Origin of the sequence: Comamonas jiangduensis (assembly GCF_030162955.1) — a bacterium.
Taxonomy (GTDB): Bacteria; Pseudomonadota; Gammaproteobacteria; order Burkholderiales; family Burkholderiaceae_C; genus Comamonas; species Comamonas jiangduensis.
Genome location: NZ_JARXOV010000008.1, coordinates 56,818 through 80,738 on the forward strand (window position 1 = coordinate 56,818; position 23,921 = coordinate 80,738).

19 protein-coding genes are annotated in these 23,921 nt (G+C 60.4%); 8 read left to right on the forward strand and 11 right to left on the reverse strand.

Annotated elements, in window-relative coordinates; translation table 11 throughout:
• Positions 1 to 21: 21 nt before the first annotated feature.
• Entirely contained in the window at positions 22 to 2,412 is a 2,391-nt protein-coding gene (gene ppsA / locus QEP12_RS08345) for a phosphoenolpyruvate synthase (protein WP_174862522.1), read from the reverse strand.
• 551 nt (positions 2,413 to 2,963) lie between these two features.
• On the opposite strand from ppsA, the gene ppsR reads away from it, so the two are divergent.
• The gene (gene ppsR, locus QEP12_RS08350) at positions 2,964 to 3,797 is read left to right on the forward strand and encodes a posphoenolpyruvate synthetase regulatory kinase/phosphorylase PpsR (protein ID WP_174862521.1); all 834 of its coding nucleotides are present in this window, start codon (positions 2,964 to 2,966) and stop codon (positions 3,795 to 3,797) included.
• Positions 3,798 to 4,018: 221 nt separating this feature from the next.
• Here the strand turns inward: ppsR and QEP12_RS08355 are convergent, their stop codons facing one another.
• Complete coding sequence (locus QEP12_RS08355) at positions 4,019 to 4,963, reverse strand: LysR family transcriptional regulator (protein WP_284213961.1); 945 nt, start codon at positions 4,961 to 4,963, stop codon at positions 4,019 to 4,021.
• A gap of 221 nt (positions 4,964 to 5,184) precedes the next feature.
• On the opposite strand from QEP12_RS08355, the gene QEP12_RS08360 reads away from it, so the two are divergent.
• From QEP12_RS08360 to QEP12_RS08370, 3 genes are all read left to right on the forward strand, one after another.
• Positions 5,185 to 6,375 (forward strand): acyl-CoA dehydrogenase, encoded by a 1,191-nt coding sequence (locus QEP12_RS08360; RefSeq protein ID WP_174862520.1) that lies wholly within the window; start codon positions 5,185 to 5,187, stop codon positions 6,373 to 6,375.
• A 112-nt stretch (positions 6,376 to 6,487) separates the two neighbouring features.
• Positions 6,488 to 7,747: a CaiB/BaiF CoA transferase family protein gene (locus QEP12_RS08365; RefSeq protein WP_284213962.1), complete on the forward strand. Its 1,260-nt coding sequence runs from the start codon at positions 6,488 to 6,490 to the stop codon at positions 7,745 to 7,747.
• 217 nt (positions 7,748 to 7,964) lie between these two features.
• Positions 7,965 to 8,930 (forward strand): tripartite tricarboxylate transporter substrate binding protein BugE, encoded by a 966-nt coding sequence (locus tag QEP12_RS08370; RefSeq protein ID WP_284213963.1) that lies wholly within the window; start codon positions 7,965 to 7,967, stop codon positions 8,928 to 8,930.
• Positions 8,931 to 9,060: 130 nt separating this feature from the next.
• On the opposite strand, the gene ahpF is transcribed toward QEP12_RS08370, so the two are convergent.
• On the reverse strand, positions 9,061 to 10,617 hold the full coding sequence (ahpF, locus tag QEP12_RS08375; protein ID WP_174862518.1) for an alkyl hydroperoxide reductase subunit F: 1,557 nt from the start codon (positions 10,615 to 10,617) through the stop codon (positions 9,061 to 9,063).
• Between the two features lie 97 nt (positions 10,618 to 10,714).
• Positions 10,715 to 11,278 carry an alkyl hydroperoxide reductase subunit C gene (gene ahpC, locus QEP12_RS08380; RefSeq protein ID WP_042413974.1) on the reverse strand — a complete coding sequence of 188 codons (564 nt, stop codon included), beginning with the start codon at positions 11,276 to 11,278 and terminating at the stop codon, positions 10,715 to 10,717.
• 225 nt (positions 11,279 to 11,503) lie between these two features.
• On the opposite strand from ahpC, the gene bfr reads away from it, so the two are divergent.
• Positions 11,504 to 11,986, forward strand: coding sequence for a bacterioferritin (bfr, locus tag QEP12_RS08385; protein WP_174862517.1), 483 nt, complete (start codon positions 11,504 to 11,506; stop codon positions 11,984 to 11,986).
• Positions 11,987 to 12,116: 130 nt separating this feature from the next.
• Here the strand turns inward: bfr and QEP12_RS08390 are convergent, their stop codons facing one another.
• The 3 genes from QEP12_RS08390 to QEP12_RS08400 form a co-directional block, all read right to left on the reverse strand.
• Positions 12,117 to 13,079: an alpha-E domain-containing protein gene (locus QEP12_RS08390; protein ID WP_174862516.1), complete on the reverse strand. Its 963-nt coding sequence runs from the start codon at positions 13,077 to 13,079 to the stop codon at positions 12,117 to 12,119.
• 1 nt (position 13,080) lies between these two features.
• On the reverse strand, positions 13,081 to 14,595 hold the full coding sequence (locus tag QEP12_RS08395) for a circularly permuted type 2 ATP-grasp protein (protein ID WP_174862515.1): 1,515 nt from the start codon (positions 14,593 to 14,595) through the stop codon (positions 13,081 to 13,083).
• A 130-nt stretch (positions 14,596 to 14,725) separates the two neighbouring features.
• Complete coding sequence (locus QEP12_RS08400) at positions 14,726 to 17,107, reverse strand: DNA internalization-related competence protein ComEC/Rec2 (protein ID WP_348521122.1); 2,382 nt, start codon at positions 17,105 to 17,107, stop codon at positions 14,726 to 14,728.
• A gap of 107 nt (positions 17,108 to 17,214) precedes the next feature.
• Here QEP12_RS08400 and QEP12_RS08405 point away from each other — a divergent pair, with 107 nt between their 5' ends.
• Positions 17,215 to 17,673 carry a RidA family protein gene (locus QEP12_RS08405; protein WP_219162472.1) on the forward strand — a complete coding sequence of 153 codons (459 nt, stop codon included), beginning with the start codon at positions 17,215 to 17,217 and terminating at the stop codon, positions 17,671 to 17,673.
• A gap of 183 nt (positions 17,674 to 17,856) precedes the next feature.
• Here the strand turns inward: QEP12_RS08405 and folK are convergent, their stop codons facing one another.
• From folK to hda, 4 genes are all read right to left on the reverse strand, one after another.
• A complete protein-coding gene (folK, locus tag QEP12_RS08410; protein ID WP_174862514.1) occupies positions 17,857 to 18,354 on the reverse strand; it encodes a 2-amino-4-hydroxy-6-hydroxymethyldihydropteridine diphosphokinase in 498 nt (165 codons plus the stop codon).
• A complete protein-coding gene (pcnB, locus tag QEP12_RS08415) occupies positions 18,354 to 19,916 on the reverse strand; it encodes a polynucleotide adenylyltransferase PcnB (RefSeq protein WP_284213965.1) in 1,563 nt (520 codons plus the stop codon). The genes folK and pcnB overlap by 1 nt, the downstream gene beginning before the upstream one ends.
• On the reverse strand, positions 19,913 to 20,608 hold the full coding sequence (locus tag QEP12_RS08420; RefSeq protein ID WP_174862532.1) for an HAD family hydrolase: 696 nt from the start codon (positions 20,606 to 20,608) through the stop codon (positions 19,913 to 19,915). Before QEP12_RS08420 ends, pcnB begins: the two co-directional genes overlap by 4 nt.
• Positions 20,609 to 20,670: 62 nt before the next feature.
• A complete protein-coding gene (hda, locus tag QEP12_RS08425; RefSeq protein ID WP_219162473.1) occupies positions 20,671 to 21,369 on the reverse strand; it encodes a DnaA regulatory inactivator Hda in 699 nt (232 codons plus the stop codon).
• A gap of 411 nt (positions 21,370 to 21,780) precedes the next feature.
• Here hda and purM point away from each other — a divergent pair, with 411 nt between their 5' ends.
• Both purM and QEP12_RS08435 read left to right on the forward strand, forming a co-directional pair.
• Positions 21,781 to 22,830: a phosphoribosylformylglycinamidine cyclo-ligase gene (gene purM / locus QEP12_RS08430; RefSeq protein ID WP_284213966.1), complete on the forward strand. Its 1,050-nt coding sequence runs from the start codon at positions 21,781 to 21,783 to the stop codon at positions 22,828 to 22,830.
• Positions 22,831 to 22,853: 23 nt separating this feature from the next.
• Entirely contained in the window at positions 22,854 to 23,915 is a 1,062-nt protein-coding gene (locus QEP12_RS08435; protein ID WP_174862774.1) for an AI-2E family transporter, read from the forward strand.
• Positions 23,916 to 23,921 lie beyond the last annotated feature (6 nt).

The window sequence follows — 23,921 nt, forward strand, 5'->3', positions numbered from 1 at the left end:
GCCTTTCACGCAGGCGGTAGGTTAGCCCGCCAGATTCTGCCAAGTATCGATCACGGTGTCAGGGTTCAGCGAGATCGAGACAATGCCCTTGTCTGCCAGCCACTTGGCAAAGTCAGGGTGGTCGGAAGGGCCTTGGCCGCAGATACCCACGTACTTGCCCTTGACCAAGCACGCGTCAATTGCCATCTCCAGCATCTTCTTGACTGCGGGGTCACGCTCGTCAAAGTCCGCAGCCAGCAATTCCAGACCGGAGTCACGGTCCAGACCCAGGGTCAGCTGGGTCAGGTCGTTCGAGCCAATCGAGAAGCCGTCGAAGTATTCCAGAAACTCATTCGCCAGAATCGCGTTGGAAGGCACTTCGCACATCATGATCAGCTTGAGGTCATTCTCACCGCGCTTGAGGCCGTTGTCGCCCAGCATGGTGGTCACGCGTTCGGCTTGCTTCAAGGTACGCACGAAAGGAATCATGATCTGCACGTTGGTCAGGCCCATGTCCTCACGCACACGGCGCAGGGCTTCGCATTCCATCTTGAAGGCTTCGCCGAAGTCTTCGGAGATGTAACGCGCAGCACCGCGGAAGCCCAGCATCGGGTTCTCTTCCTCGGGCTCGTAGCGGCTGCCACCGATCAGCTTGCGGTATTCGTTGGACTTGAAGTCCGACATACGCACGATCACGGGCTTGGGCCAGAACGCAGCAGCAATCGTTGCCACGCCTTCGGCGACCTTGTCCACGTAGAAAGCGCGGGGCGATGCATGGCCTCGGGCCACGGATTCCACGGCCTTCTTCAGGTCAGGGTCTACCGCTGGGTAGTCCAGGATGGCCTTGGGGTGCACACCAATGTTGTTGTTGATGATGAACTCCAGGCGAGCCAGACCCACGCCCTGGTTGGGTAACTGGGCAAAGTCAAAAGCCAGCTGGGGGTTGCCCACGTTCATCATGATCTTGGTGCTGATCTCGGGCATTTCGCCGCGCACCACTTCGGTCACTTCGGTTTCGATCAGGCCGTCATAGATCTTGCCGGTATCGCCTTCGGCGCAGGACACGGTCACCAAGGTGCCATCCTTCAGAAGTGCGGTGGCGTCACCGCAGCCGACCACGGCAGGAATGCCCAACTCACGCGCGATGATCGCGGCGTGGCAGGTACGACCACCACGGTTGGTGACAATGGCGCTGGCGCGCTTCATGACGGGTTCCCAGTTGGGGTCGGTCATGTCGGTCACCAGCACGTCGCCGGCTTTCACTTGGTCCATCTGCGAGATGTCAGACACCAGACGCACAGGGCCGGTACCAATCTTCTGGCCAATCGCGCGGCCTTCGGCCAGCACATTGCCTGTGCCCTTGAGCTTGTAGCGCAACTCGGCTTGGCCCTTGGACTGGCTCTTCACGGTTTCAGGACGCGCTTGCAGGATGTACAGGTGGCCGTCAGTGCCGTCCTTGCCCCACTCGATGTCCATAGGACGGCCGTAGTGCTCTTCAATCACCAGCGCGTACTTGGCCAACTCTTGCACGTCAGCGTCGCTCAAGGAGTAGCGGTTGCGCAACTCAGGTGCCACGTCCGTGGTCTTGACCAGCTTGCCGGATTCGGCCTTTTCTTCGGGTGTGGAGAACACCATCTGGATCAGCTTGGAGCCCAAATTGCGGCGAATCAGCGCGCTCTTGCCAGCCTTGAGCATGGGCTTGTGCACGTAGAACTCGTCGGGGTTCACAGCGCCTTGCACCACGGTTTCGCCCAGGCCGTAGCTGGAAGTGATGAACACCACTTCTTCAAAGCCGGATTCGGTGTCGATGGTGAACATCACGCCGGCAGCGCCCAGGTCGGAGCGCACCATGCGCTGCACGCCAGCAGACAAGGCCACCACGTCGTGCTCAAAGCCCTTGTGCACGCGGTAGGAAATGGCGCGGTCGTTGTACAGCGACGCAAACACTTCCTTCATCTTGTGCAGCACGTCTTCAATGCCAACCACGTTCAGGAAAGTTTCCTGCTGGCCCGCAAACGATGCGTCAGGCAAGTCTTCAGCAGTTGCGGAAGAACGCACCGCAAACGAAGCGGCTTCGTTGCCGCCTTGCAGGGTGATGAAAGCGGCGCGGATAGCAGCTTCCAAGTCAGCGGGGAAAGGTTGTGCTTCCACCATGGCACGGATTTCAGCGCCGACAGCGGCCAGTGCGCGTACGTCGTCCACGTCCAGCGCTTTCAGCTTGGCGGAGATCTTGTCGGCCAAGCCTTCAAATGCCAGGAATTCGCGGAATGCGTGGGCGGTGGTGGCAAAGCCGGTAGGCACGCGCACGCCTTGAGGCAGCTGGGAGATCATTTCGCCGAGGGAGGCGTTTTTACCGCCAACGACTTCGACGTCGCTCATACGCAAATTTTCGAAAGGCACGACCAAAGCGGTCGCTTCGAAACGGTTAGACATGGGAGGCTCCAAAGTTAAAAACCGGTACGTCCCAGCGGCTGGCCCAACAAACCCGCCTGCTGGATGCACGTGCTGGACACCAACCACAACTTTGCTGTTCGAGGTTATCGGTCATCGGTAGCCAGCCCGTGCAGCGCCTGGAGAGGCTCCAAGCGCTTGAATCTTTGCGCAGGCATTCTACTCCTGCCCAGCAATGCGCGCTGTTATCTGGCACGCGCCGTACAGATGCTCACAGCCCTCTGAAGGACAGCTGTGTTTAGTCCGCTGTTTCTAAAGGAAAATACGGCGCACGCTATAAATTTAATAGCTGTTTGCGCTTTTATATCAATGGTTTAAATGTCAAATAGCTTTAAAACTTCGGTTGCACAAGCGTCAGAAGCTCTCTTTTTTGATCACGTTCCGCCCCCTGCCACATTCCATGCGCCAGCCAACCGCAGACTGGCGCTGAAATTAGGAATAATGCGCAGCACCGCACGCCTTGCCGCGCACGCTGGCTCTGCCTTTGCCGCGCAAGCGCGTGCGCTTGTTTGACTCGATTTGGAAAACTGCCCATGCACTCGCGCACCGTATACGTAATTTCTGACGGCACAGGGATCACCGCCGAAACCTTCGGCACCGCCTTGATGGCGCAGTTCGATATCAAACCCCGCATTGTGCGCATTCCCTTCGTCGACACCGTTGACAAGGCCCACCAAGCGGTACGCCAGATCAACCACACCGGTGAGGTGGAGGGCAAAAAACCCATCGTGTTCAGCACCCTGGTCAATCAAGATGTGGTGGCCGTCATCCACGATCACTGCAAAGGCTTGTTGATGGACATGTTTGGCACCTTTGTGCAGCCGCTCGAAGACGAGCTGGGCATGAAGAGCCAGCACCGCGTGGGCCGGTTTTCAGACATCAGCCAGAGCAAAGAGTATCTGGACCGCATGGAAGCCATCAACTACACGCTGGCCCACGATGATGGCCAAACCAACCACGACCTCAGCGGCGCCGATGTGGTGCTGGTGGGCGTGAGCCGCTCGGGCAAGACCCCCACCAGCCTGTACCTGGCGATGCAGTTTGGCCTGAAGGTGGCCAACTACCCGCTGATTCCCGAAGACTTTGAGCGCAAGAAGTTGCCCCCGGCGCTGGAGCCCATCAAGAAAAAGCTGTTTGGCCTGACGATCGACCCGATCCGCCTGTCCACCATCCGCAACGAGCGCCGCCCCGGCTCGCGCTACGCCAGCCTGGAAAACTGCCGCTCGGAAGTGCATGAAGCCGAAGCCATGATGCGCCGCGCGGGGGTCAACTGGCTGTCCACTACCACCAAATCGATTGAAGAGATTTCGACCACCATCTTGCAAGAGGTTCTGCCACAGCGCCTGGGGGTGGGGCTGCACGGCTAAGCCGCCTCTCCTCATGCATGCTCCAAATAGCTGCCAGCGCTTGATAGATCAGCGCGGGCAGCTATTTTTTTGCGCCAACCGTTTTCGCCCGCTCGGCACGAAAAGTTCTCCCCACCAGCCCCCAACAAGCTTGTGGACAAGTGTGCCTAGCCCACTGGATAAGGGGCTTAAGCTATTGTCACGATAGACACTTTCTATGGTTGCCAGTTTTTTAAGCACCGCTAGCCTGCGACACCGCTGCTGTGCTGGGCCATGCGGTGCAGCCATGTCGAAAACGCCGTCACCACCGTTGAGGGCATGGTCTGCGCGGGGGTGATGAGGTAGTAGCCGCGCTCGCCCCGTAAAGGCTGGGCGCAGGCCACCACCAGCTCACCGCGCGCCAGTTCGGCCTCTACCAGCATGGGCGGAATCAGCGCCACCCCCATCCCCTGCGTGGCTGCCACCGCCAGCATGGAAAACAGCTCATAACGCGGCCCGTCCATGGCGCGCTGCGCATCCACCCCCACCGACTGAAACCACTGCACCCAACCTTGCGGGCGCGTGCTTTGCTGCAGCAGCGGCAAATCTGCCAGCGCCTGCGGGGCCAGCGGCTGCCACGCACGCCCCAGATCGCGCTGCACGGCCCGGGCCAGCAACTGGGGGCTGCACACGGGCACCACGTCTTCGTCCATCAAGTGCAGGGCTTCAATCCCCGGCCAGTTGTGCACCTGATCGGGCGTGCCCGCATACAAGGCTGCATCAAAGCCCGTGTCGGCAAACAAAAACGGGCGAGTTTGCACATCAATGTGCACGGTGATGTCGGGATAGGTTTTGGCCAGTTGCGGCAGGCGTGGCATCAGCCAGCGCGTGGCAAACGTGGGCACGGCCGCCAGTTTGATGGTGCCCCCCGCGCCCTGGTGGGCCATGAGGTCGAGCGTGTCGCGCTCCATGCCCAGCAACCAGCTGCGCACCTTGCGCGCATAAGCCTCGCCAGCCGGCGTGAGGGCCACGCCATGGCGCGTGCGGCGAAACAGCTCCACCCCCACAAACGCTTCCAGCGCAATCACCTGGCGTGAGACCGCACCTTGCGTCAGCGCCAGCTCTTGCGCGGCGCGGGTATAGCTTTCGTGGCGGGCGGCGGCCTCAAAACAGGCCAGGGCTTGGGTGGAAGGGATAGAGCGGCGCATGGAGGGAGGACTGTTTTATGGAGGGCAAGGCAAGACTGCACATGCTGCCGCAATTGCTCTGCACATTCAAGCCATACATGCGCAAACCTCATATCTGGATGCAAACAAATCGTTTGCCTGGCACCCAGCCTCTTCGTACGATGGCTTCCATTGACCGGCATGCCTGCACAAAACCGCATGCACTGCCACCAGACCACCCAGAGATATCCAAGGAGCACCACATGTCCAACTTCCAATGGCAAGACCCCTTTCACCTGGACGAGCAACTGACCGCTGACGAGCGCATGATCCGCGACGCGGCCTATGAGTACTGCCAGGGCAAGCTGATGCCCCGCGTGCAGGACATGTTCCGCCACGAGAAGACCGACGTGTCCATCTTCCGCGAGATGGGCGAGCTGGGCCTGCTGGGCCCCACCATCCCCACCGAATACGGCGGCGCTGGCCTGAACTACGTGAGCTACGGCTTGGTGGCACGCGAAATCGAGCGCGTGGACTCGGGCTACCGCTCCATGGCTTCCGTGCAGTCGTCGCTGGTGATGGTGCCGATCAATGAGTTTGGTACCGAAGCGCAAAAGCAAAAATACCTGCCCAAGCTGGCATCGGGCGAATTCATTGGCTGCTTTGGCCTGACCGAACCCGACCACGGCTCCGACCCCGGCTCCATGGCCACCCGTGCCTACAAGGTCGATGGCGGCTACAAGCTCAAGGGCTCCAAGATGTGGATCACCAACAGCCCCGTGGCCGACGTGTTTGTGGTGTGGGCCAAGGAAGTCTCTGAAGGCGGCAACGTGGGCCAGATCCGCGGCTTCATTCTGGACAAGGGCATGAAAGGCCTGAGCGCCCCCGCCATCCACGGCAAGGTGGGCCTGCGCGCATCGATTACCGGTGAAATCGTCATGGACGACGTGTTCTGCCCAGAAGAAAACGCTTTCCCTGAAGTGCGTGGCCTCAAGGGCCCCTTCACCTGCCTGAACAGCGCACGCTTTGGCATCGCCTGGGGCGCCATGGGTGCGGCCGAGTTCTGCTGGCACACCGCGCGCCAGTACACACTGGACCGCAAACAGTTTGGCCGCCCTCTGGCCGCCAACCAGCTGATCCAGAAGAAGCTGGCCGACATGCAGACCGAAATCACCCTGGGCCTGCAAGCGGCTCTCCGCGTAGGCCGCATGAAGGACGAGCACCAGAACGTGGTCGAGATCACCTCGCTGATCAAGCGCAACAACTGCGGCAAGGCCCTGGACGTGGCCCGCCTGGCGCGCGACATGATGGGCGGCAACGGCATCTCCGACGAGTTCGGCGTGGCCCGCCACCTGGTGAACCTGGAAGTAGTCAACACCTACGAAGGCACGCACGATGTGCACGCGCTGATTCTGGGCCGCGCCCAGACTGGCATTGCGGCATTCGCCAACTGAGCGCCATTCACCTAGGTTGACTATGCAGAGCGTTCCCAGGAGTTCGCTCTGCTTCTAAGAGCTGCCTGCGCTTACAGAATAAGCATTTGCGGCTCTTTTCTCTAGAAGGTTCATGATGTCCAATTCCACAGCAAAAGGTGCACTGGCAGGCATCAAGGTGCTGGATCTGTCCCGCGTACTGGCCGGCCCCTGGGCCTCCCAAATGCTGGCCGATCTGGGTGCCGATGTGATCAAGGTCGAACGCCCCGTGGCTGGCGACGACACCCGCCACTGGGGCCCTCCGTTCCTGAAAAATGATGCGGGCAACGACACGCGCGAGGCCAGCTACTTCACCGCCTGCAACCGCAACAAGCGCAGCATCACCGTCGACATGGCCCACCCCGAAGGCCAGGCGCTGCTGCGCCAGATGGCGCAAGAAGCGGATGTGGTGGTTGAGAACTTCAAGGTCGGCGGCCTGGCGCAATACGGGCTGGACTACGACAGCCTCAAAGCCCTGAACCCCAAGCTGATCTACTGCTCCATCACCGGCTTTGGCCAGGATGGCCCCTACGCCGAGCGCGCAGGCTACGACTTGATGGTGCAGGCCATGTGCGGCCTGATGAGCATCACCGGCCATGCCGACGAGCAACCCGGCGGCGGCCCGCTCAAAGTGGGCGTGGCGGTGATCGATGTGTTCACCGGCCTGTACGCCAGCAACGCGATTTTGGCGGCCATCAATGCCCGCGACAACGCCCGCACCGGCACTGGCCAGGGCCAGTACATCGACATGGCGCTGCTGGATGTGGGCATGGCCGTGCTGGCCAACCAGGCGGCAGGGTATCTGGCCACCGGCCAAGCACCGGGGCGTGCGGGCAATATCCACCCCAGCCTGGCGCCCTACCAGGACTTCAAAACCAGCGATGGCAATGTGCTGCTGGCCATTGGCAACGACGGCCAGTTCGCGCGCTTTTGCGCAGCGGTGCATCAACCCGAATGGGCGCAGGATGCGCGCTTTGCCACCAACACGGCCCGCGTGCAAAACCGCACGGCATTGCTGGCGCTGATGGTGCCGCTGATGCAAACGCGCGGCACGCAGGAATGGATTGCGCTGCTGGAGGACAAGGCCGTACCTTGCGGCCCCATCAACACCGTCGCCCAGGCCTTTGCAGACCCGCAAGTGCGCCACCGCGGCATTGCGCAGTCATTGCCACGCCAAGCGGGTGATGGCATCGGCCATGTGGCCACCGTGGCCAACCCCATGCGGCTGTCGGCCACCCCGGTCACCTACCGCAGCGCCCCACCCACGCTGGGGCAGCACACCCACGAAGTGCTGCGGGAGATGGGCATGAGCGAGGCCCGCATTAGCGCCCTGTATGCCGATCAGGTGATCTAGCCCCCCGTGGTGCTGAACCGCTTCGCAGCGGTTCGGCCCTTTCCCCCAGAACGTATGGCGGCCAAGCGCCAGGCCTTCCCATACCTGTTTGCAGGCACTTCATCATCAAGTGATTACCCTATACAAAGGGTTTAACCTTAGGGTTTTGGCCTACACAGGCCCCCGCAACCTCTCTAGCATCTGTCTTCTTTCAACAACAAAGATAAGGAGACTGCACATGATGCGTCGCTCTCTGCTGGCTGTTGCCGCACTGCTTACCCTCGGTACTGCCCACGCCCAAGCCAACTACCCCAACAAACCCATCAAGCTGCTGGTGCCCTTTGCTGCAGGCGGCACCACCGACCTGATTGCCCGCGTGGTTGCAGACCCTCTGGGCCGTGAACTGGGCCAGCCCGTGATTGTGGAAAACAAGGGCGGTGGCGGTGGTGCGATTGGTGCGGCAGAAACCGCACGCGCCGCACCCGATGGCTACAACCTGGGCATTGCCACCGTATCGACCACGGCCACCAACCCCGCCATCAACCCCAAGATTCCCTACAACGTGTTCACCGATTTCACGCCCATCGTGAACATCGCTGCCACGCCTAACATCATTGCAGCCAACCCCAAGTTTGTTGGCCAAGACTACAAGTCCTTCCTGGCCGAGCTGAAGAAGAACCCCGGCAAGCATTCGTTTGGCTCGCCCGGCACTGGCTCCATCGGTCACTTGATGATGGAAATGTTCATGCTGGCCACCGGCACCGAAATGCAGCACGTCCCCTACCGTGGCTCGGGCCCTGCACTGAACGACGCTGTAGCGGGCCAAATCCCGCTGCTGTTTGACAACTTCCCTTCCACCTTGCCCTTTATCCAAAGCAAGCGCCTGACCCCGCTGGTCGTGGCAGCACCCCAACGTTTGGCTGTGCTGCCTGATGTGCCCACGCTGGCTGAAGTGGGCGCCCCTGGCGTGAACCGCATGGCTTACTACGGCGTGATTGGCCCCAAGGGCATGCCCAAGGACGTCGTGGACAAGGTGAACAAAGCCGTACACAAAGTGCTGCAAGACCCCGCCGTGCGCAAGCGCATCGAGGAAACCGGTTCACTGATCGTGGCCGACACCCCCGAGAAGTTTGCTGCCGAAATCAAGGCCGAATACACCGCCTACAAGGACGTGGTGGACAAGCAAAAGCTGACCATGGACTGATGCGGAACACAGCCCTACGCTGGGCTGCTTCACAAAAAAAGGACTGCCTGGGCAGTCCTTTTTTAATAGCTCACTGCGCTTGTTAGATAAGCGCCAGATGCCGATTTTTCTTAAATACTGATAATACCGATCAGTGGCGAATCAGGTGGTCAAACGCCGACAGCGCGGCCGTGGCACCGGCGCCGGCGGCAATGATGATCTGCTTGTACGGCACATTCGTGCAGTCACCGGCTGCGAACACGCCGGGCACATTGGTGTGGCCCTTGGCATCGATTTCGATCTCGCCAAAGCGCGTCAGGTTGACTGTGCCCTTGAGCCAGTCGGTGTTAGGCAGCAGGCCGATCTGTACGAAGATGCCTTCCAGCGCCAGTTGGTGAACCTGGTCGGTGGTGCGGTCCTTGTAGGTGATACCGGTGACCTTCTTGCCGTCGCCGTTCACTTCGGTGGTCTGGGCGTTCAGGATCACGGTCACGTTGGGCAGGCTGCGCAGCTTCTTTTGCAGCACGGCGTCGGCCTTCAGCTCGCTGGCAAATTCCAGCACCGTCACGCTCTTGACCAGGCCGGCCAGGTCGATGGCCGCTTCCACGCCGGAGTTGCCACCGCCAATCACCGCCACGTCCTTGCCCTTGAACAGGGGGCCGTCGCAGTGCGGGCAGAAGGTCACGCCCTTGGTGCGGTACTGCTCCTCGCCGGGCACGTTCATGTTGCGCCAGCGCGCGCCGGTCGACAGGATCACGGTCTTGGACTTGAGCACCGCGCCCGAAGCGGTGTGCACTTCGATGAGACCACCTTCGGTGGTAGCGGGCACCAGCTTGGCGCCGGTCTGCTGGTTCATCACATCGACTTCATAGTCACGGATGTGGGCCGCCATGGCCGCGGCCAGCTTGGGGCCATCGGTCTTGCTGACCGAGATGAAGTTCTCGATGTCCACGGTGTCCAGCACCTGGCCGCCCAGGCGCTCGGCAGCAATCCCGGTGCGGATGCCCTTGCGGGCGGCGTAGATGGCCGCAGCGGCACCGGCGGGGCCACCGCCAACCACCAGCACGTCAAACGCGTCCTTGGCCGAAATCTTGGCGGCTTCGCGGGCTGCGGCGCCGGTGTCCACCTTGGCGACAATTTCCGCCAGCTCCATGCGGCCCTGGCCAAAGCGCTCGCCGTTCACGAACACGGTGGGCACGCCCATGACTTCGCGCTCCTTGACTTCGTCCTGGAACAGGCCGCCGTCGATGGCCGTGTGGGTGATGTGGGGGTTCAGGGCCGACATCAGGTTCAGCGCCTGCACCACATCGGGGCAGTTGTGGCAGGACAGCGAGTAGTAGGTTTCGAAATGCAGTGGTGCATCAATCGCCTTGACCTGCTCCAGCAAGTCGGCCGATTCCTTGGAGGGATGGCCGCCAACGTGCAGCAGCGCCAGCACCAGGGAGGTGAATTCGTGCCCCAGTGGCACACCGGCAAAACGCACACCGGTTTCAACGCCGGGGTTGTTGATGGCAAAAGAGGGCTTGCGCACGTTCAGGTCGTTATTCTCGACCACGGTGATCTTGTCGCTGAGCGCCGCAATGTCGGCCAGCAGGGACTTGACTTCGCCAGCCGCCTTGCTGTCGTCCAAAGTGGCCACCAGTTCGAGCGGCTTTTGCAGGCGTTCGAGGTAAGCTTTGAGTTGGGTCTTGAGATTGGCGTCGAGCATAATAGTCAAATCCTAATTAAATTCTTTTTTGATAGCCAGAGATTGCTTGGTTGAAAAAAAGCCCGGGCCTCGCCCAGGCTTTTCACGGGCAATCGGATTAGATCTTGCCAACCAGATCCAGCGAAGGAGCCAGTGTGGCTTCGCCTTCGTTCCACTTGGCGGGGCACACTTCACCGGGGTGGTTGCGCACGTACTGGGCAGCCTTCACCTTGCGCAGCAGGTCTTCGGCGTTGCGGCCGATACCTTCCGCGGTGATTTCCACAGCTTGGATCACGCCATCGGGGTCCACGATGAAGGTGCCGCGGTCGGCCAGGCCCACGCCGGGACGCATCACTTCGAAGTTGTTGGTCACCACGCCCGATGGGTCACCGATCATGGTGTACTTGATCTTGCCGATGGTTTCGGAAGCGTCGTGCCATGCCTTGTGCACGAAGTGGGTGTCGGTGGACACGGAGTAGATTTCTACGCCCAGCTTCTGGAATTGGTCGTAGTGGTCAGCCACGTCGCCCAGTTCGGTGGGGCACACGAAGGTGAAGTCAGCGGGGTAGAAGAAGAACACAGCCCACTTGCCCAGCACGTCCTTTTCGGACACTTCGATAAACTTGCCATCCTTGAATGCGGAGGCTTGGAAAGGCTTGATAACGGTATTGATAACGGACATGTTGTTTCCTTATGTGATGCGACTGAACACAGACTGTAGTCTAAGCGCTTACAGTTAATAAAACCAATCAATTGACTTAATCAAATTGATTGCGTAAAGCTATCAATCAATACAAACACGACTTATCATCAACCGCAGCCACTGCGCGCCAGTGTGGACATCGGGCGTCACAGAACCCCCATCCCGCACAATACGTTCCACCACCTCACCACAAAAGGAGCCCCCATGAAAGGCGATCCACAAGTCATTGCAGCGCTGCAAGCACAACTCAAAAATGAACTGACCGCCATCAACCAGTACTACATGCACTACCGCATGTACAAGCACTGGGGCTTTGAGGCGCTCGCCAAAGTGGAGTACAAAGAATCGATCGGCGAAATGAAGCACGCCGACGTGCTGATGGATCGTATCTTCATGCTGGACGGGCTGCCCAATCTGCAGGATCTGGGCAAGCTGCAAATTGGTGAAGACGTGCCCGAAGGCCTGCAGTGCGACCTGAACCTGGAGCTGGCGGCCCAGGCCACCATCAAGGACGGCATCAAGACGGCAGAAGCTGCGCACGATTTTGTCTCTCGTGACCTGCTGCTCAAGATTCTGGACGACACCGAAGAACATATCGACTTTCTGGAAACCCAGTTGGATCTGATTGAGAAAGTCGGCGTGCAAAACTACTTGCAGACCCAGATGGGCGAGGCTGAGGGACATTGAGTCTGCTCAGGCATCTTTGGCAGCGGTCTATGTAGCCAAAACCAGTGCCAGCCCTTACCCCATCTACGCTAGCAGCTATCAATAAACAACGGAGCCTTCGGGCTCCGTTGTTTATTGCGCTGTGGTGTACTCACAGCTCGGGCACCAGAAAATCCCGGGTGATGGATTCACCCAGCAGGTTCACGCGATCCAGGAACTGCGTCAGGTAGGCGTGCAAGCCGGTGTCCAGAATTTCATCAATGCGGCCGTACTGCAGATCGGCCAGCAGGCGCCCCGCCTTGCGCTGGCTTTCCTGCGAGCCCTCGTGGGCCACGGCCTTGAGGTTGTCCACCACCTCGCGCATGCAGGCGTGCAGCGAGCGTGGCATGTCGGCGCGCAGTACCAGCAGGTCTGCCACACGCGCAGGCGTGATCACGTCACGGTAAACCTTGCGGTACACCTCGAACGCTGACACGCTGCGCAGCAACGCGCTCCAGTGGTAAAAATCCAGTTGCTGCCCTGCTTTGCGGCTGAAATCCACCCCGTGATAGTCACGCTCAACGGCATGAAAACGCACATCCAGCAGTCGCGCCGTGTTGTCTGCGCGCTCTAAAAAAGTACCCATGCGCACGAAGTTAAAGGCTTCGTCTTGCAGCATGGTGCCCAACGCCACCCCCCGTGCAAGGTGCGAGCGGTACTTGACCCATTCAAACAGCTGACCGGGGTCTTTGCCCAAGGCGCCTCCGGACAGCTGTGCGCGCAGCGCCAGCCATGTTTGGTTTTGCGTTTCCCAGATTTCCGTCGTCAATGCACCGCGCACCGCGCGTGCGTTTTCACGCGCTGCACGCAAGCACGCGACGATGGATGCGGGGTTGCGCTCATCGGCCACCATGAAAAACAGCACGTTGTCGCGCGTGACTTCGCCGTAGCGGGACTGGAACGCCGGAATCAACTCACTGATCGACAGCACCCCTTGCCACACCCGCGTGGCATCTTCAGCGCGCATGGGCAGCATGGAGGTGTCATAGCTCACACTCAACATGCGGGCAGTGTTTTCTGCCCGCTCGGTATAGCGCGACATCCAGAACAAATGGTCAGCAGTGCGGCTTAGCATTTCATACCCCCCGAGCCATGCCATACGGCTGTGCTTGCGCCGCCAGCAACGCATCTTGGCCAGGCTCACCCAGCACCCAGGTGTCTTTGGTTCCGCCACCTTGAGAAGAATTGACCACCAGCGATCCCTCTTTCAAAGCCACACGGGTCAGACCACCCGCCACCATGTGCACGCCTTCGCTGCTACTCAGCACAAAAGGGCGCAAGTCAATGTGACGCGGTGCAATGCCCGCTTGCACCATCGTCGGGCAACTCGACAGGCTCAGCGTCGGCTGGGCGATATAGCCCGCAGGGTTCGCCCGCAATGCGTTGCGGAAGTCTTCAAGTTCTGCCGTCGTCGCTGCAGGGCCAATCAACATGCCATAGCCACCAGCGCCATGCACTTCCTTGACCACCAACTCCTGCAAATGCTCCAGCACATAGCGCAGGTCGTCGGGCTTGCGGCACAGCCAGGTGGGCACGTTGTTGAGAATGGGCGTTTCACCCAGGTAAAAGCGGATCATGTCCGGCACGTAGGGGTAGACCGACTTATCGTCCGCAATCCCCGTTCCCACCGCATTGCAAATCGTCACATTGCCTGCGCGGTAAGCCTCCATCAAGCCCGCACACCCCAGCGTTGAGCTAGGGCGAAAAACATCCGGGTCCAAGAAATCATCGTCCACCCGGCGGTAAATCACATCGACCCGCTGCAAGCCACGGGTGGTGCGCATGTACACCACCTGATTGCGTACCACCAAGTCCTGGCCTTCAACCAGCTCCACCCCCATTTGCTGGGCCAAAAAGGCGTGTTCAAAGTAAGCGCTGTTGTACATGCCGGGGGTCAGCACCACGACGGTCGCGGTGGCCGCTGCAGCACTGGGCGGTGCGCTGGCACGCAAGGTATCGAGCAACATATCGGGGTAATGCGCCACCGGCTCGACCGCGTGCGCGCTGAACAAGTCAGGAAACAAGCGCATCATCATCTTGCGGTTTTCCAGCATGTAAGACACACCAGAAGGCACGCGCAGATTGTCTTCCAGCACGTAATACTCACCCTCGCCCTGCGCATTGGGGGCCCGCACGATGTCAATGCCAGCAATATGCGCGTAAATATGGCCGGGCACCTGCAGCCCGCACATCTCAGGGCGGAACTGGCTGTTCCCGTCAATCAGTTCACGCGGAACAATGCCTGCCCGCAGAATTTCCTGTCCGTTGTAGATGTCACCGATAAAGCGGTTGAGCGCGGTCACACGCTGCACCAGCCCTTGCTGCATGCGCTGCCACTCACCAGCAGGAATGATGCGGGGAATCAAGTCAAACGGAATCAGCCGCTCCGTTCCTGCGCCGCTTTCGTCCTTGTCACCATAGACAGCAAACGTAATGCCCACCCGGCGAAAAATCATTTCTGCCTCGGCCTGGCGTGCCTGCATCGTGGCTGGCGCTTGGCGTGCCAGCCACTGGGCATAGGCCTTGTAATGGGGCCGCACATCGCTGCCATCGAAAGGCAGCATGGCGTACATTTCATCAAACTTTTGCATCTTCGCGCGCCTCCCACATATGGATTGCTGCTTCTGCAGCAAGAATCAGGCCTGCATGAACTTGCCCGTCCGCCACAGCCCGCCACTGCAGCGTCCAAAGTGGCATGGAGTGTAGCAACCGGGCTAGCTCTCAAGGGGACAGGGTCGACCAATACCTGCGCCGATGCGCGCGTTCACACTGCACCTGATCGGGCTGCGTGGAGCGCCACCACGCGGCCCCACATGTCGGCGTTGCGACCCAGTCAACACCGGCGCGCTGGTAACGCTCCACCACGGCAGGTGCCGGGTGCCCAAACCGGTTGCGATAGCCGGCTTGGGCAATCGCTATCACAGGTTGTACCGCCTCAATCCATGCGGCGCTGGAAGATGTGGTGCTACCGTGGTGCGGCACCAGCAGCACCTGGGCACGCACATCTGCACCAGCACGAATAAGCGCCCGCTCCTGCCGCGCTTCAATATCGCCGCTCAACAATGCCCGCTGTCCTGCCAGGCTTTCTACCTGCAGCACGCAGCTGCTGGCATTACTGGCGGTATGAACCGCACGCCCCCCAGGGCCTATGGGCAAGGGGTGGAGCACCTGGAAATGCACGCCATCCCAGCGCCATGACTGGCCTGCCTGGCAAGGTACGCCACCGGCACCCAAGCCTTGCGACTGGGGGAAGGCCTGCTGCACCGAAGGCGCACCTCCTGCATGGTCGCTGTCGGCATGGCTGATCATGTGCGCCGAAAGATCCACGCCCAGCGCCCGCAACACCGGCACCACCGTACGCTCTCCTGCATCGACATGCTCCGACCAGCGGGGCCCTGCATCAAACAACAGACTGTGGTGCTGTGTGCGCACCAGCACCGCACTGCCTTGCCCCACATCCAGCGCCAACAGATCAAACTGCCCCCACGCTGGGGTTGCAGGCTGCCACCAGAGCATCGGCATAACCAGCGGCAGCCCCAGCAAACGCCAGCGCCAACCCCAAGGCATCGCCAGCCACAAGCACCCCAGCACGCCTGCCACCGCTGCCCACCACGCAGGCTGCGCAAAGTACAGCACAGCCACCGGCCATGCTGCCATGACCTCCAGCAGCCAGATCATGGCCGTCACCCCGGATACCGCCAGTTGCCACAAAGGCGGCCATAGCGCCCCCAGCATGGACAGCGGCGTGACCACCAACGTCACCCAGGGAATGGCCCACAAGTTCACCAGCAGGCCCACCACCGAGATTTGGCCAAACAGCAGCAGCGTCAGCGGTGCCAGGGCCAGCCCTAGCACTGCCTGCTCTCTCAGCAGCCGCAACCCGGCATGGCGGTATTTTTTCTCGTGCCGATTGCGGTCCGGGGGCTGCGCGGCAAACAACACCCCCACTGCTACAAAACTCAACCAGAACCCGGCTTGCAACAAGCTCCACGGATCCAGCAGCACCACCACGGTCAGCACCGTCAACCACACCACAGGCCAAGGCCATGTGCGCCCTTGGGTGCGCAAAAGCACCACCACCAGCAGCATGCCAATCGTGCGTTGGGCCGGAATGCCCCAACCGCTGAACACGGCGTACACCGTGGCCAAGCACCAGCCAGCCCATGCCGCTGCCAGCGGTGCTGGCAGCCACAAGCAACAGCGCGCACTGCGCCGCCATCCTGCATTGACCAGCGCCACAGCCAGCCACGCAAACATTGTGATGTGCAGACCACTGATGCTGACCAAGTGGGCAACGCCCGTATCTCTGAACAATTGCCAATCTGCACGCGTGATGCGGGACTGCGCCCCTGTCACCAAGGCCTGTACCACGCCCCACGATGCCTGCTCACGCGCTGATGCCCCCTCTGGCGGTTGCATCGCTTGCAGCAAGCGGCCGCGCAACTGCGCCACCGGTGCCCGTGCTGTTTGCGCCAGCCATTGCGGCGGCGCCACCTCGCCCTTGTCGCTGCCGCTGCCGCCACCACTGCGGTGCTGGCGCACATAACCGGTGGCTTGCACCCCTTGGCTCCACAGCCACAACTCCCAATCCATGCTGTGCGGATTGCGTTCCCCATGCGGTGCTTCGAGACGCACCGTCCATGCCCAGCGCTGGCCAGCCTGCAAGCCTTCGGCCGGCGGCTCTCCATACCAGGTCAGCATCACTCCCTCGGGCAACCGAATGGGCATGCCTTGTGCCCATGCTTGCTCAATCTCAAAACGCATGCGCACCCCGCGCGCTGTGGTCTGCGGCATGTCGACAATCACACCCTCGACGCGAACATCACGTCCCTCCCAGGCAGCGGGCATGGCCGTTTGCTGAAAAGCGGCTGCCCGCCATCCCGTACAACCCCAAGCCAACACCATGGCCAAGGCCAGCACACACCACGGATGACTGCGTGCAGGCTTGATCCACCACCCCAGCACCATGGCCAGCGCCACCGCTGCACCCGCGATGGCAACATACGCCCCGGACGAAAACAGTGCACTTTGCTGCAGTTGCAAGGCACTGCCAGCCACCAGACCCACCATGGCATATACGCCGGTGACTGGTCGCTGGGGCAAAGCGCTGCAATGTATTGGCATACTGGCAAGCATGCGGCGTGTAGGCTGGGTATGCAAAGCCAGTCACCCAGTTACGCCCCGCTCCAACAAGACGAAAGGAAAACCCCATGAGCGTTTATGACCAACTGCAAGCCCTGAACATCCAACTGCCCGCCGCCGCTGTACCTGCTGCCGCCTATGTGCCGTTTGTACAAACGGGCAATTTGGTGTTCTTGAGCGGCCACATTGCCAAAAAAGAGGGGCAAGTCTGGGCTGGCCAACTGGGCGCCAACATTTCCACCGAAGAAGGCAAGCAAGCCGCGCGCGCCGTGGCGATTGATTTGCTGGGCACCTTGCAAGTGGCCTGCGGCGGTGATCTGAACCGTGTGCAACGCATCATCAAGGTGATGAGCTTAGTCAACTCCACCCCGAGCTTCACCGAGCAACACCTGGTGACCAATGGCTGCTCCGAGCTGATCGCCGAGGTTTTTGGCGACAAAGGCACCCACGCCCGCAGCGCATTTGGCGTGGCCCAAATCCCCATGGGTGCGTGCGTGGAAATTGAACTGATCGCAGAGATTGCCTGATAAAAATAAGAGCTGCCTGCGCAATACAGTCTTTGATTTCAATATCAAAACATATTGAAATCCAATATCCAAAAGCGCCAGCAGCTCTTTTTTTAATATTTCTAGCTATAAAAAAGCGCACGCTCGATCCGAAGTGCGCTTTTTTCTTAGGGCAACGGTGCCCCACAGCCCAGGCTGGGTGAACTAAGCCTGCAACGCGCTGGCCGCCCAATCCGCATCTTGTGCCACGGCAATCCGCTGGTCTGCCACCGCCGCCAATTGGTCTGCACGCACCAAACTGGCATCCAGTTGCGCCAAAGGCAGCAGTACAAAAGCGCGCTCATACATGCGCAGGTGCGGCACGGTCAGCGCCGGGGTGTCCAGTTGCGCATTGCCCCACAGCAAAATATCCAAATCCAGTGTACGCGGCGCATTGCGGTAAGGGCGCTCACGGCCTGCGGCCAGCTCCACAGTTTGCAGCGCCTGCAAAAAAGCCTCGGGGCTTTGCTGCGTCTGCAGCGCAGCCACGGCGTTCAAATAGTCTGGCCCTGTCGCATCCACGGGCGCGCTGCTGTAGAGCGATGACACGGCCAGCAACTGGGTCTGTGGCAGGGCCGCCATCGCACGGAGTGCTTGCAGCAGCGCCTCCCCACGGTCACCCAAATTGGCACCCAGGCCTACATACACACGCACGCCAGTCATCACTCGGCTTCGGCCGCGCCGGCTGCGGCGGCCGCGCCACTGCCTGCGGGCTTGCGACGGCGGCGGCGCTTTTTCTTCGCCGGTGCATCACCCAGCGCCTGAGCGCCTTCATGGCCGATGGCATCCTGTGGGGCATCTTCCGACTCGGCTTGGCGCACCGTCTTGCGCGGTTGGGCCGCCTTTTGCTTTTGGCGCTGCTCTTCACGGGCCTGGGCCACCAAGTCTTCGCGGTGTGCATCGTCCGACGCCTGGAAGTCTTGCCACCACTGCGCCAGTGCCTCGTCCACCTCGCCCACATCAGCGCGCAGGCGCAAAAAGTCAAAGCCTGCACGAAAGCGCGCTTGCAGCACCATGCCAAACGGGGATGAGCCGGTGCGCTTGTCAAAGCGCGGCTGCATGACCCAGATTTCACGCATGTCCGCAGCCAGCTTGCCGCGGCCCGAGACATCACCAATGCGCTGGTCAAACACTTCGTCAATCGCTTCGCTCAGCGCAGGAAAGGCGTGAAAACCCTTTTTCAGGCGCTGATCCCAGCCCGTCTTCACGTCTTGCCACAGCACGCAAGCCAGCATAAAGCTGGGCGCTACGGGCTTGCCTTCGCCCACGCGGCGATCGGTATCGGCCAGCACCGCTTGCACGAAGGGGTGGTCTGCACGCTCGACCACCACGTCCAGCAACGGATAAATGCCCTTGGCCAGGCCCAGCTTTTTGAGCTGCTCAATCGATGCCAGCGCATGGCCGGTTTGCAGCAGCTTGAGCATTTCGTCAAACAACCGGCTTTGGGGCACTTCTTTGAGCAAGTGCTCCGACTCCACCAAGGGTTTGGCCGTCTTGGACTCCAGTTTGAAACCCAGCGGGCTGAGCTTGGCCACAAAACGCACGGCACGAATGATGCGCACCGGGTCTTCGCGGTAGCGCGTAGCCGCGTCGCCAATCATGCGCAACACCCGCTTTTGCGCATCTTGGATTCCTTTGTGGAAATCCACCACGACTTCGCTTTCCGGGTCGTAGTACATGGCATTCACGGTGAAGTCACGGCGCGTCGCGTCCTGGTCTTGCGGGCCCCAGACGTTGTCACGCAGCACGCGGCCGCTGGCATCCACGGCATGCTTCATATGCGCCAGCGCCAGCTTGCTGGTGCGCTCATTGCCGCTGACTTGTTCGGCCAGGCTGTTGTCCAGGAAGGCGCGGAAGGTGGAGACTTCAATCACCTCATGCTCACGCCCACGCCCGTACACCACGTGCACGATGCGAAAACGCTTGCCAATGATGAAGGCACGGCGAAACAGGTTTTTGACTTGCTCAGGCGTAGCATTGGTGGCCACATCGAAGTCTTTGGGGCGCAGCCCCAGCAGCAAGTCGCGCACCGCGCCGCCCACAATGTAGGCCTCAAAGCCTGCATCCTTGAGCGTGCGCACCACGTCCACGGCGCGCGGATCCACCAACTGCGGATCAATGCCGTGCACACTGGCCGGCACCTCTTCACGCTTGCCAAAACGCGGCTTGCGCGAACGGGTGGCGGGCTCTTTGCCCAGCAATTTATCAATGATGGTTTTAATCATGTGTTTTCAGTAAACAGATCCAGCACACGCCAGCCGCGCTCTTGCGCCAATGCGCGTAGTCGGGGCTCGGGGTTGGTAGCCACAGGGTGATTGACACGCTCCAGCAAAGGCACGTCGTTCATGGAGTCGCTGTAGAAAGTGGATTCCACCGTATCCCAGGACAGCCCACGCGCCGCCAGCCAAGCATCCATGCGCGTGACCTTGCCTTCGCGCATATTGGGCAGACCCTTCACTTCCCCCGTGAACCAGCCGTCCGCTCCGCGCTCCAGTTCCGTAGAGAGCAAATGCTCCACACCAAACGCAGCAGCAATCGGCCGCGTGACAAACTCATTGGTGGCCGATGTGATCACCACCACATCGCCTGCACGCAAGTGGCTTTGCACCAGCGCCACAGCCTGGGGCTTGATGGCAGGGTGAATCACCGTTTGCATAAAGCGCTCATGCGCAGCAACGGCGGCTTGTTCGCCGCGCTGCACGATGGCTTCCGTGGCAAAGCGCACGTAATCTTGCACGTTCAGCGTTCCGGCTTGGTAATGGGCAAAGAACTCGTCATTGCGACGGCCAAACTCGGTGCGGTCGCACCAGCCCATCGCAATCGCAAACTCTCCCCAGCCATGGTCTGAATCCATCGGGATCAGCGTATGGTCAAGGTCAAACAGGGCCAGGCGCGGACGCTGAGCAGCAAGTGACATGCGTGTTTCAATCCAGTAAAAAGCGAAAACGGTAGCTAAGAGGTGGGTGTTCATCCCCCCGCTCACTCCGTCTCCAGCATGGTTTTGAGCAATGGGATGGTGATGGCGCGCTTGTTGCGAAGCGCAAACTCGTCCAGCATGTCCAGCAACTGCATCAGGCTGGCCAAGTCGCGCGAGAAACGCTTGAGCATGTAGTCCACCACGTCCGCGCTGAGCGTCACCCCGCGCGCCGCTGCTTCGGTTTTGAGCACCTCTCGGCGCTCCTCCTCATTGGGCACATGCAGCTGAAACACATGCCCCCAACCCAAGCGGCTGCGTAAATCATCACGCACCTCCATCGCGGCGGGCGGCGCATCTCCGGCGGACAAAATCCAGCACGGCGAGCCACTGGGAGGGTTGATCGCGTTCACAAACCAGTTGAAGGCACGGGCTTGCTGCATGGGCGTGTACTGGTGGACATCATCCATCACCACCGCCGACCAGCGTTCATCAAACTCAGGCGGAAAGCCGGTTGATGCATCCATCCACCCCACTTGCACCCCCTGCTCACGCAGCATTTCACGCACCGCTTTGAGCAAATGGGTTTTGCCAGAGCCAGAAGCACCCCACAAGTAAGTAGGCACTGGCGAACGTGTCGCTGCACCGAAACCATTGTTGACCCAGTTCTGGAGGTGGCTGACCACCGGCGTGTTACGGCCTGCATAAAAGCGCGACAGGGACGGCCCAGTAGGCAAGCCAATATCCAGCGCCAGTTGCTTCATAGGAGGCATGCAGTCAATACGCCCTGCCTGCGATCAAGCAAGTGCGTGTGCACCAAAAATGCAATCAAGGGCAAAACCGTAGGCATGAAGAGGAAAAGAACGAGAACTCCCCGCCCAGTGTGGTGACCGGGGGACGTGCAAGAGAGCAGCAGCAATTGCTACAACAATTTGTACATTTTAGTCTGCTTCCACCGATCTCACAGACTACGCCCGTATCCCTGCACTGCATGCGCCACATACGCTGCATACCCTAGAGACGCTAAACACCCTAGCAAAGTCGCCTTGGGGGGACGCTCACATTCTGCGATGCCATGCCTCGGTGAAGCGGCATGAAGGACATACCCTAATGTCTCGACTTAGAATCGCAGGATTCCCCTCGCCCGCGCGGGCCTCACTGCACAGATCCATCTCATGAGCACTTCTGCCTCCTCCACCCCCATCTCCTACAAAGACGCTGGCGTTGACATCGACGCGGGCGACGCCTTGGTCGAGCGCATCAAGCCCTTGGCCAAAAAAACCATGCGCGAAGGCGTCATGGCCGGTATTGGCGGCTTTGGTGCACTGTTTGAAGTGCCCAAGCGCTACAAAGAACCCGTCTTGGTGTCTGGCACCGACGGTGTGGGCACCAAGCTGCGCCTGGCTTTCGAGTGGAACATGCACGACACCGTGGGCATCGACCTGGTGGCCATGAGCGTCAACGACGTGCTGGTGCAAGGGGCCGAACCCCTGTTCTTCCTGGACTACTTTGCCTGCGGCAAGCTGGACGTGGACACCGCCGCTGCCGTGGTGGGCGGCATTGCCAAGGGTTGCGAGCTGTCTGGCTGCGCCCTGATCGGCGGTGAAACCGCAGAAATGCCAGGCATGTACCCCGACGGTGAGTACGACCTGGCAGGCTTTGCCGTCGGCGCCGTGGAGAAGTCCAAAATTTTGACGGGCCAGAACGTCAAACCCGGTGACGTGGTACTGGGCTTGGCCTCGGCCGGCGTGCACTCCAACGGTTTCTCGCTGGTGCGCAAGTGCATCGAGCGCGCTGAGGCCAATGGCACCATCCCTGAGACACTGGACGGCAAGCCCTTCAAAAACGCGGTGATGGAACCCACCCGCCTGTACGTCAAGAACGTGCTGGCTGCTTTGGCCCAGCACCCCATCAAGGCGCTGGCGCACATCACCGGCGGCGGTTTGCTGGAGAACATTCCCCGCGTGCTACCCGAGGGCACTGGCGCTGACCTGAAGGCGGGCAGCTGGCCCCAGACCGAGCTGTTTGCCTGGCTGCAAAAGACCGCGGGTATTGATGATGTGGAAATGAACCGCACCTTCAACAACGGTATTGGCATGGTGATCGTGGTCGCGGCTGAAGAAGCACAGGCCACTGCAGCAACTTTGCGTCAACTGGGTGAAACCGTCTACACGATCGGTAACATTACGGAACGCAGCGAAGGCGCCGCAGTCCAAGTCAAATAGTTTTTCTTCTAAAGCGATCATCCATGGGGAACTCGAACCAACTTCCGATTGTTAGTCACTCCCCCACAGCGCCATCGCGCGGTGTGATGATCGCCAGTTATCTGCTCATGGCTGGCACCTTGCTGCTGGTCATGTGGCAAAAACTTTTGCCCGGACTGCTGTGCGCATGTCTGGGCTTTTTGTTAACCCGTGCCATCGCAGCATTACTGGCGCGGATTGACCGGCGTCCGCCCGGCCCCGCTCCGGACCGCTGGGCCCAGGTAACGGCTGCTACCTTGGTGGTGATTGCGCCGCTGCTCTGGATTGCCCTGGCACTGACCCACTCGCGCGGCTATCTGACCGATATCCCCCACCAATACAAAGAGCTGCTGAACTATTTGGCGCACACGGTGCTGGAGTTGCAGCAAAAACTGCCGCCCGAGCTGGGCAATCTCCTGCCCCAAGGCGCAGCGGAGATTCAGCAAGCCATCGCCACCAATCTGGCGACCAAAGCAGGCGCTCTGGCCATGGCGGGCAAAGCGTGGCTCGGTGGTTTGCTGCATGCCTACGTGGGCCTGCTGATTGGCGCGCTGGCGGCGGTGCGCCCACGGATTGTGCCGCGTGCGCCCCTGACCCAAGCCCTGCAACACCGCGTGATGCTGATGGGCGAGGCATTCCGCCAAATCGTGGCCGCCCAGTTCTGGATTGCCCTGTTTAACACCAGCTTGACCGCAGGCTTTTTGCTGCTGGTTCTGCCGCTGTTTGACATGGCGCTGCCCTATACCCCGGCCCTGATCATGCTGACATTTGTTGCAGGGCTGATTCCGATTGTGGGCAACCTGTTTTGCAATGTGGTGCTGACCATTGTTGGCCTGTCGGTCTCTCCCACCGCTGCCGCAGTGTGCTTGGGCTTTTTGATTTTGATTCACAAGGCTGAATACGTCATCAACGCCAAGGTAGTGGGTCAACGCACCCACATGGCCGTGTGGGAGCTGTTGACGGTGATGTTCATCGCCGAATCGGTGTTTGGCCCCGCTGGCTTGGTGGCTGCACCGCTGTTTTACGCCTACCTGAAAAAAGAGCTGGAAACCGCAAAGATGGTGTAGCCCACC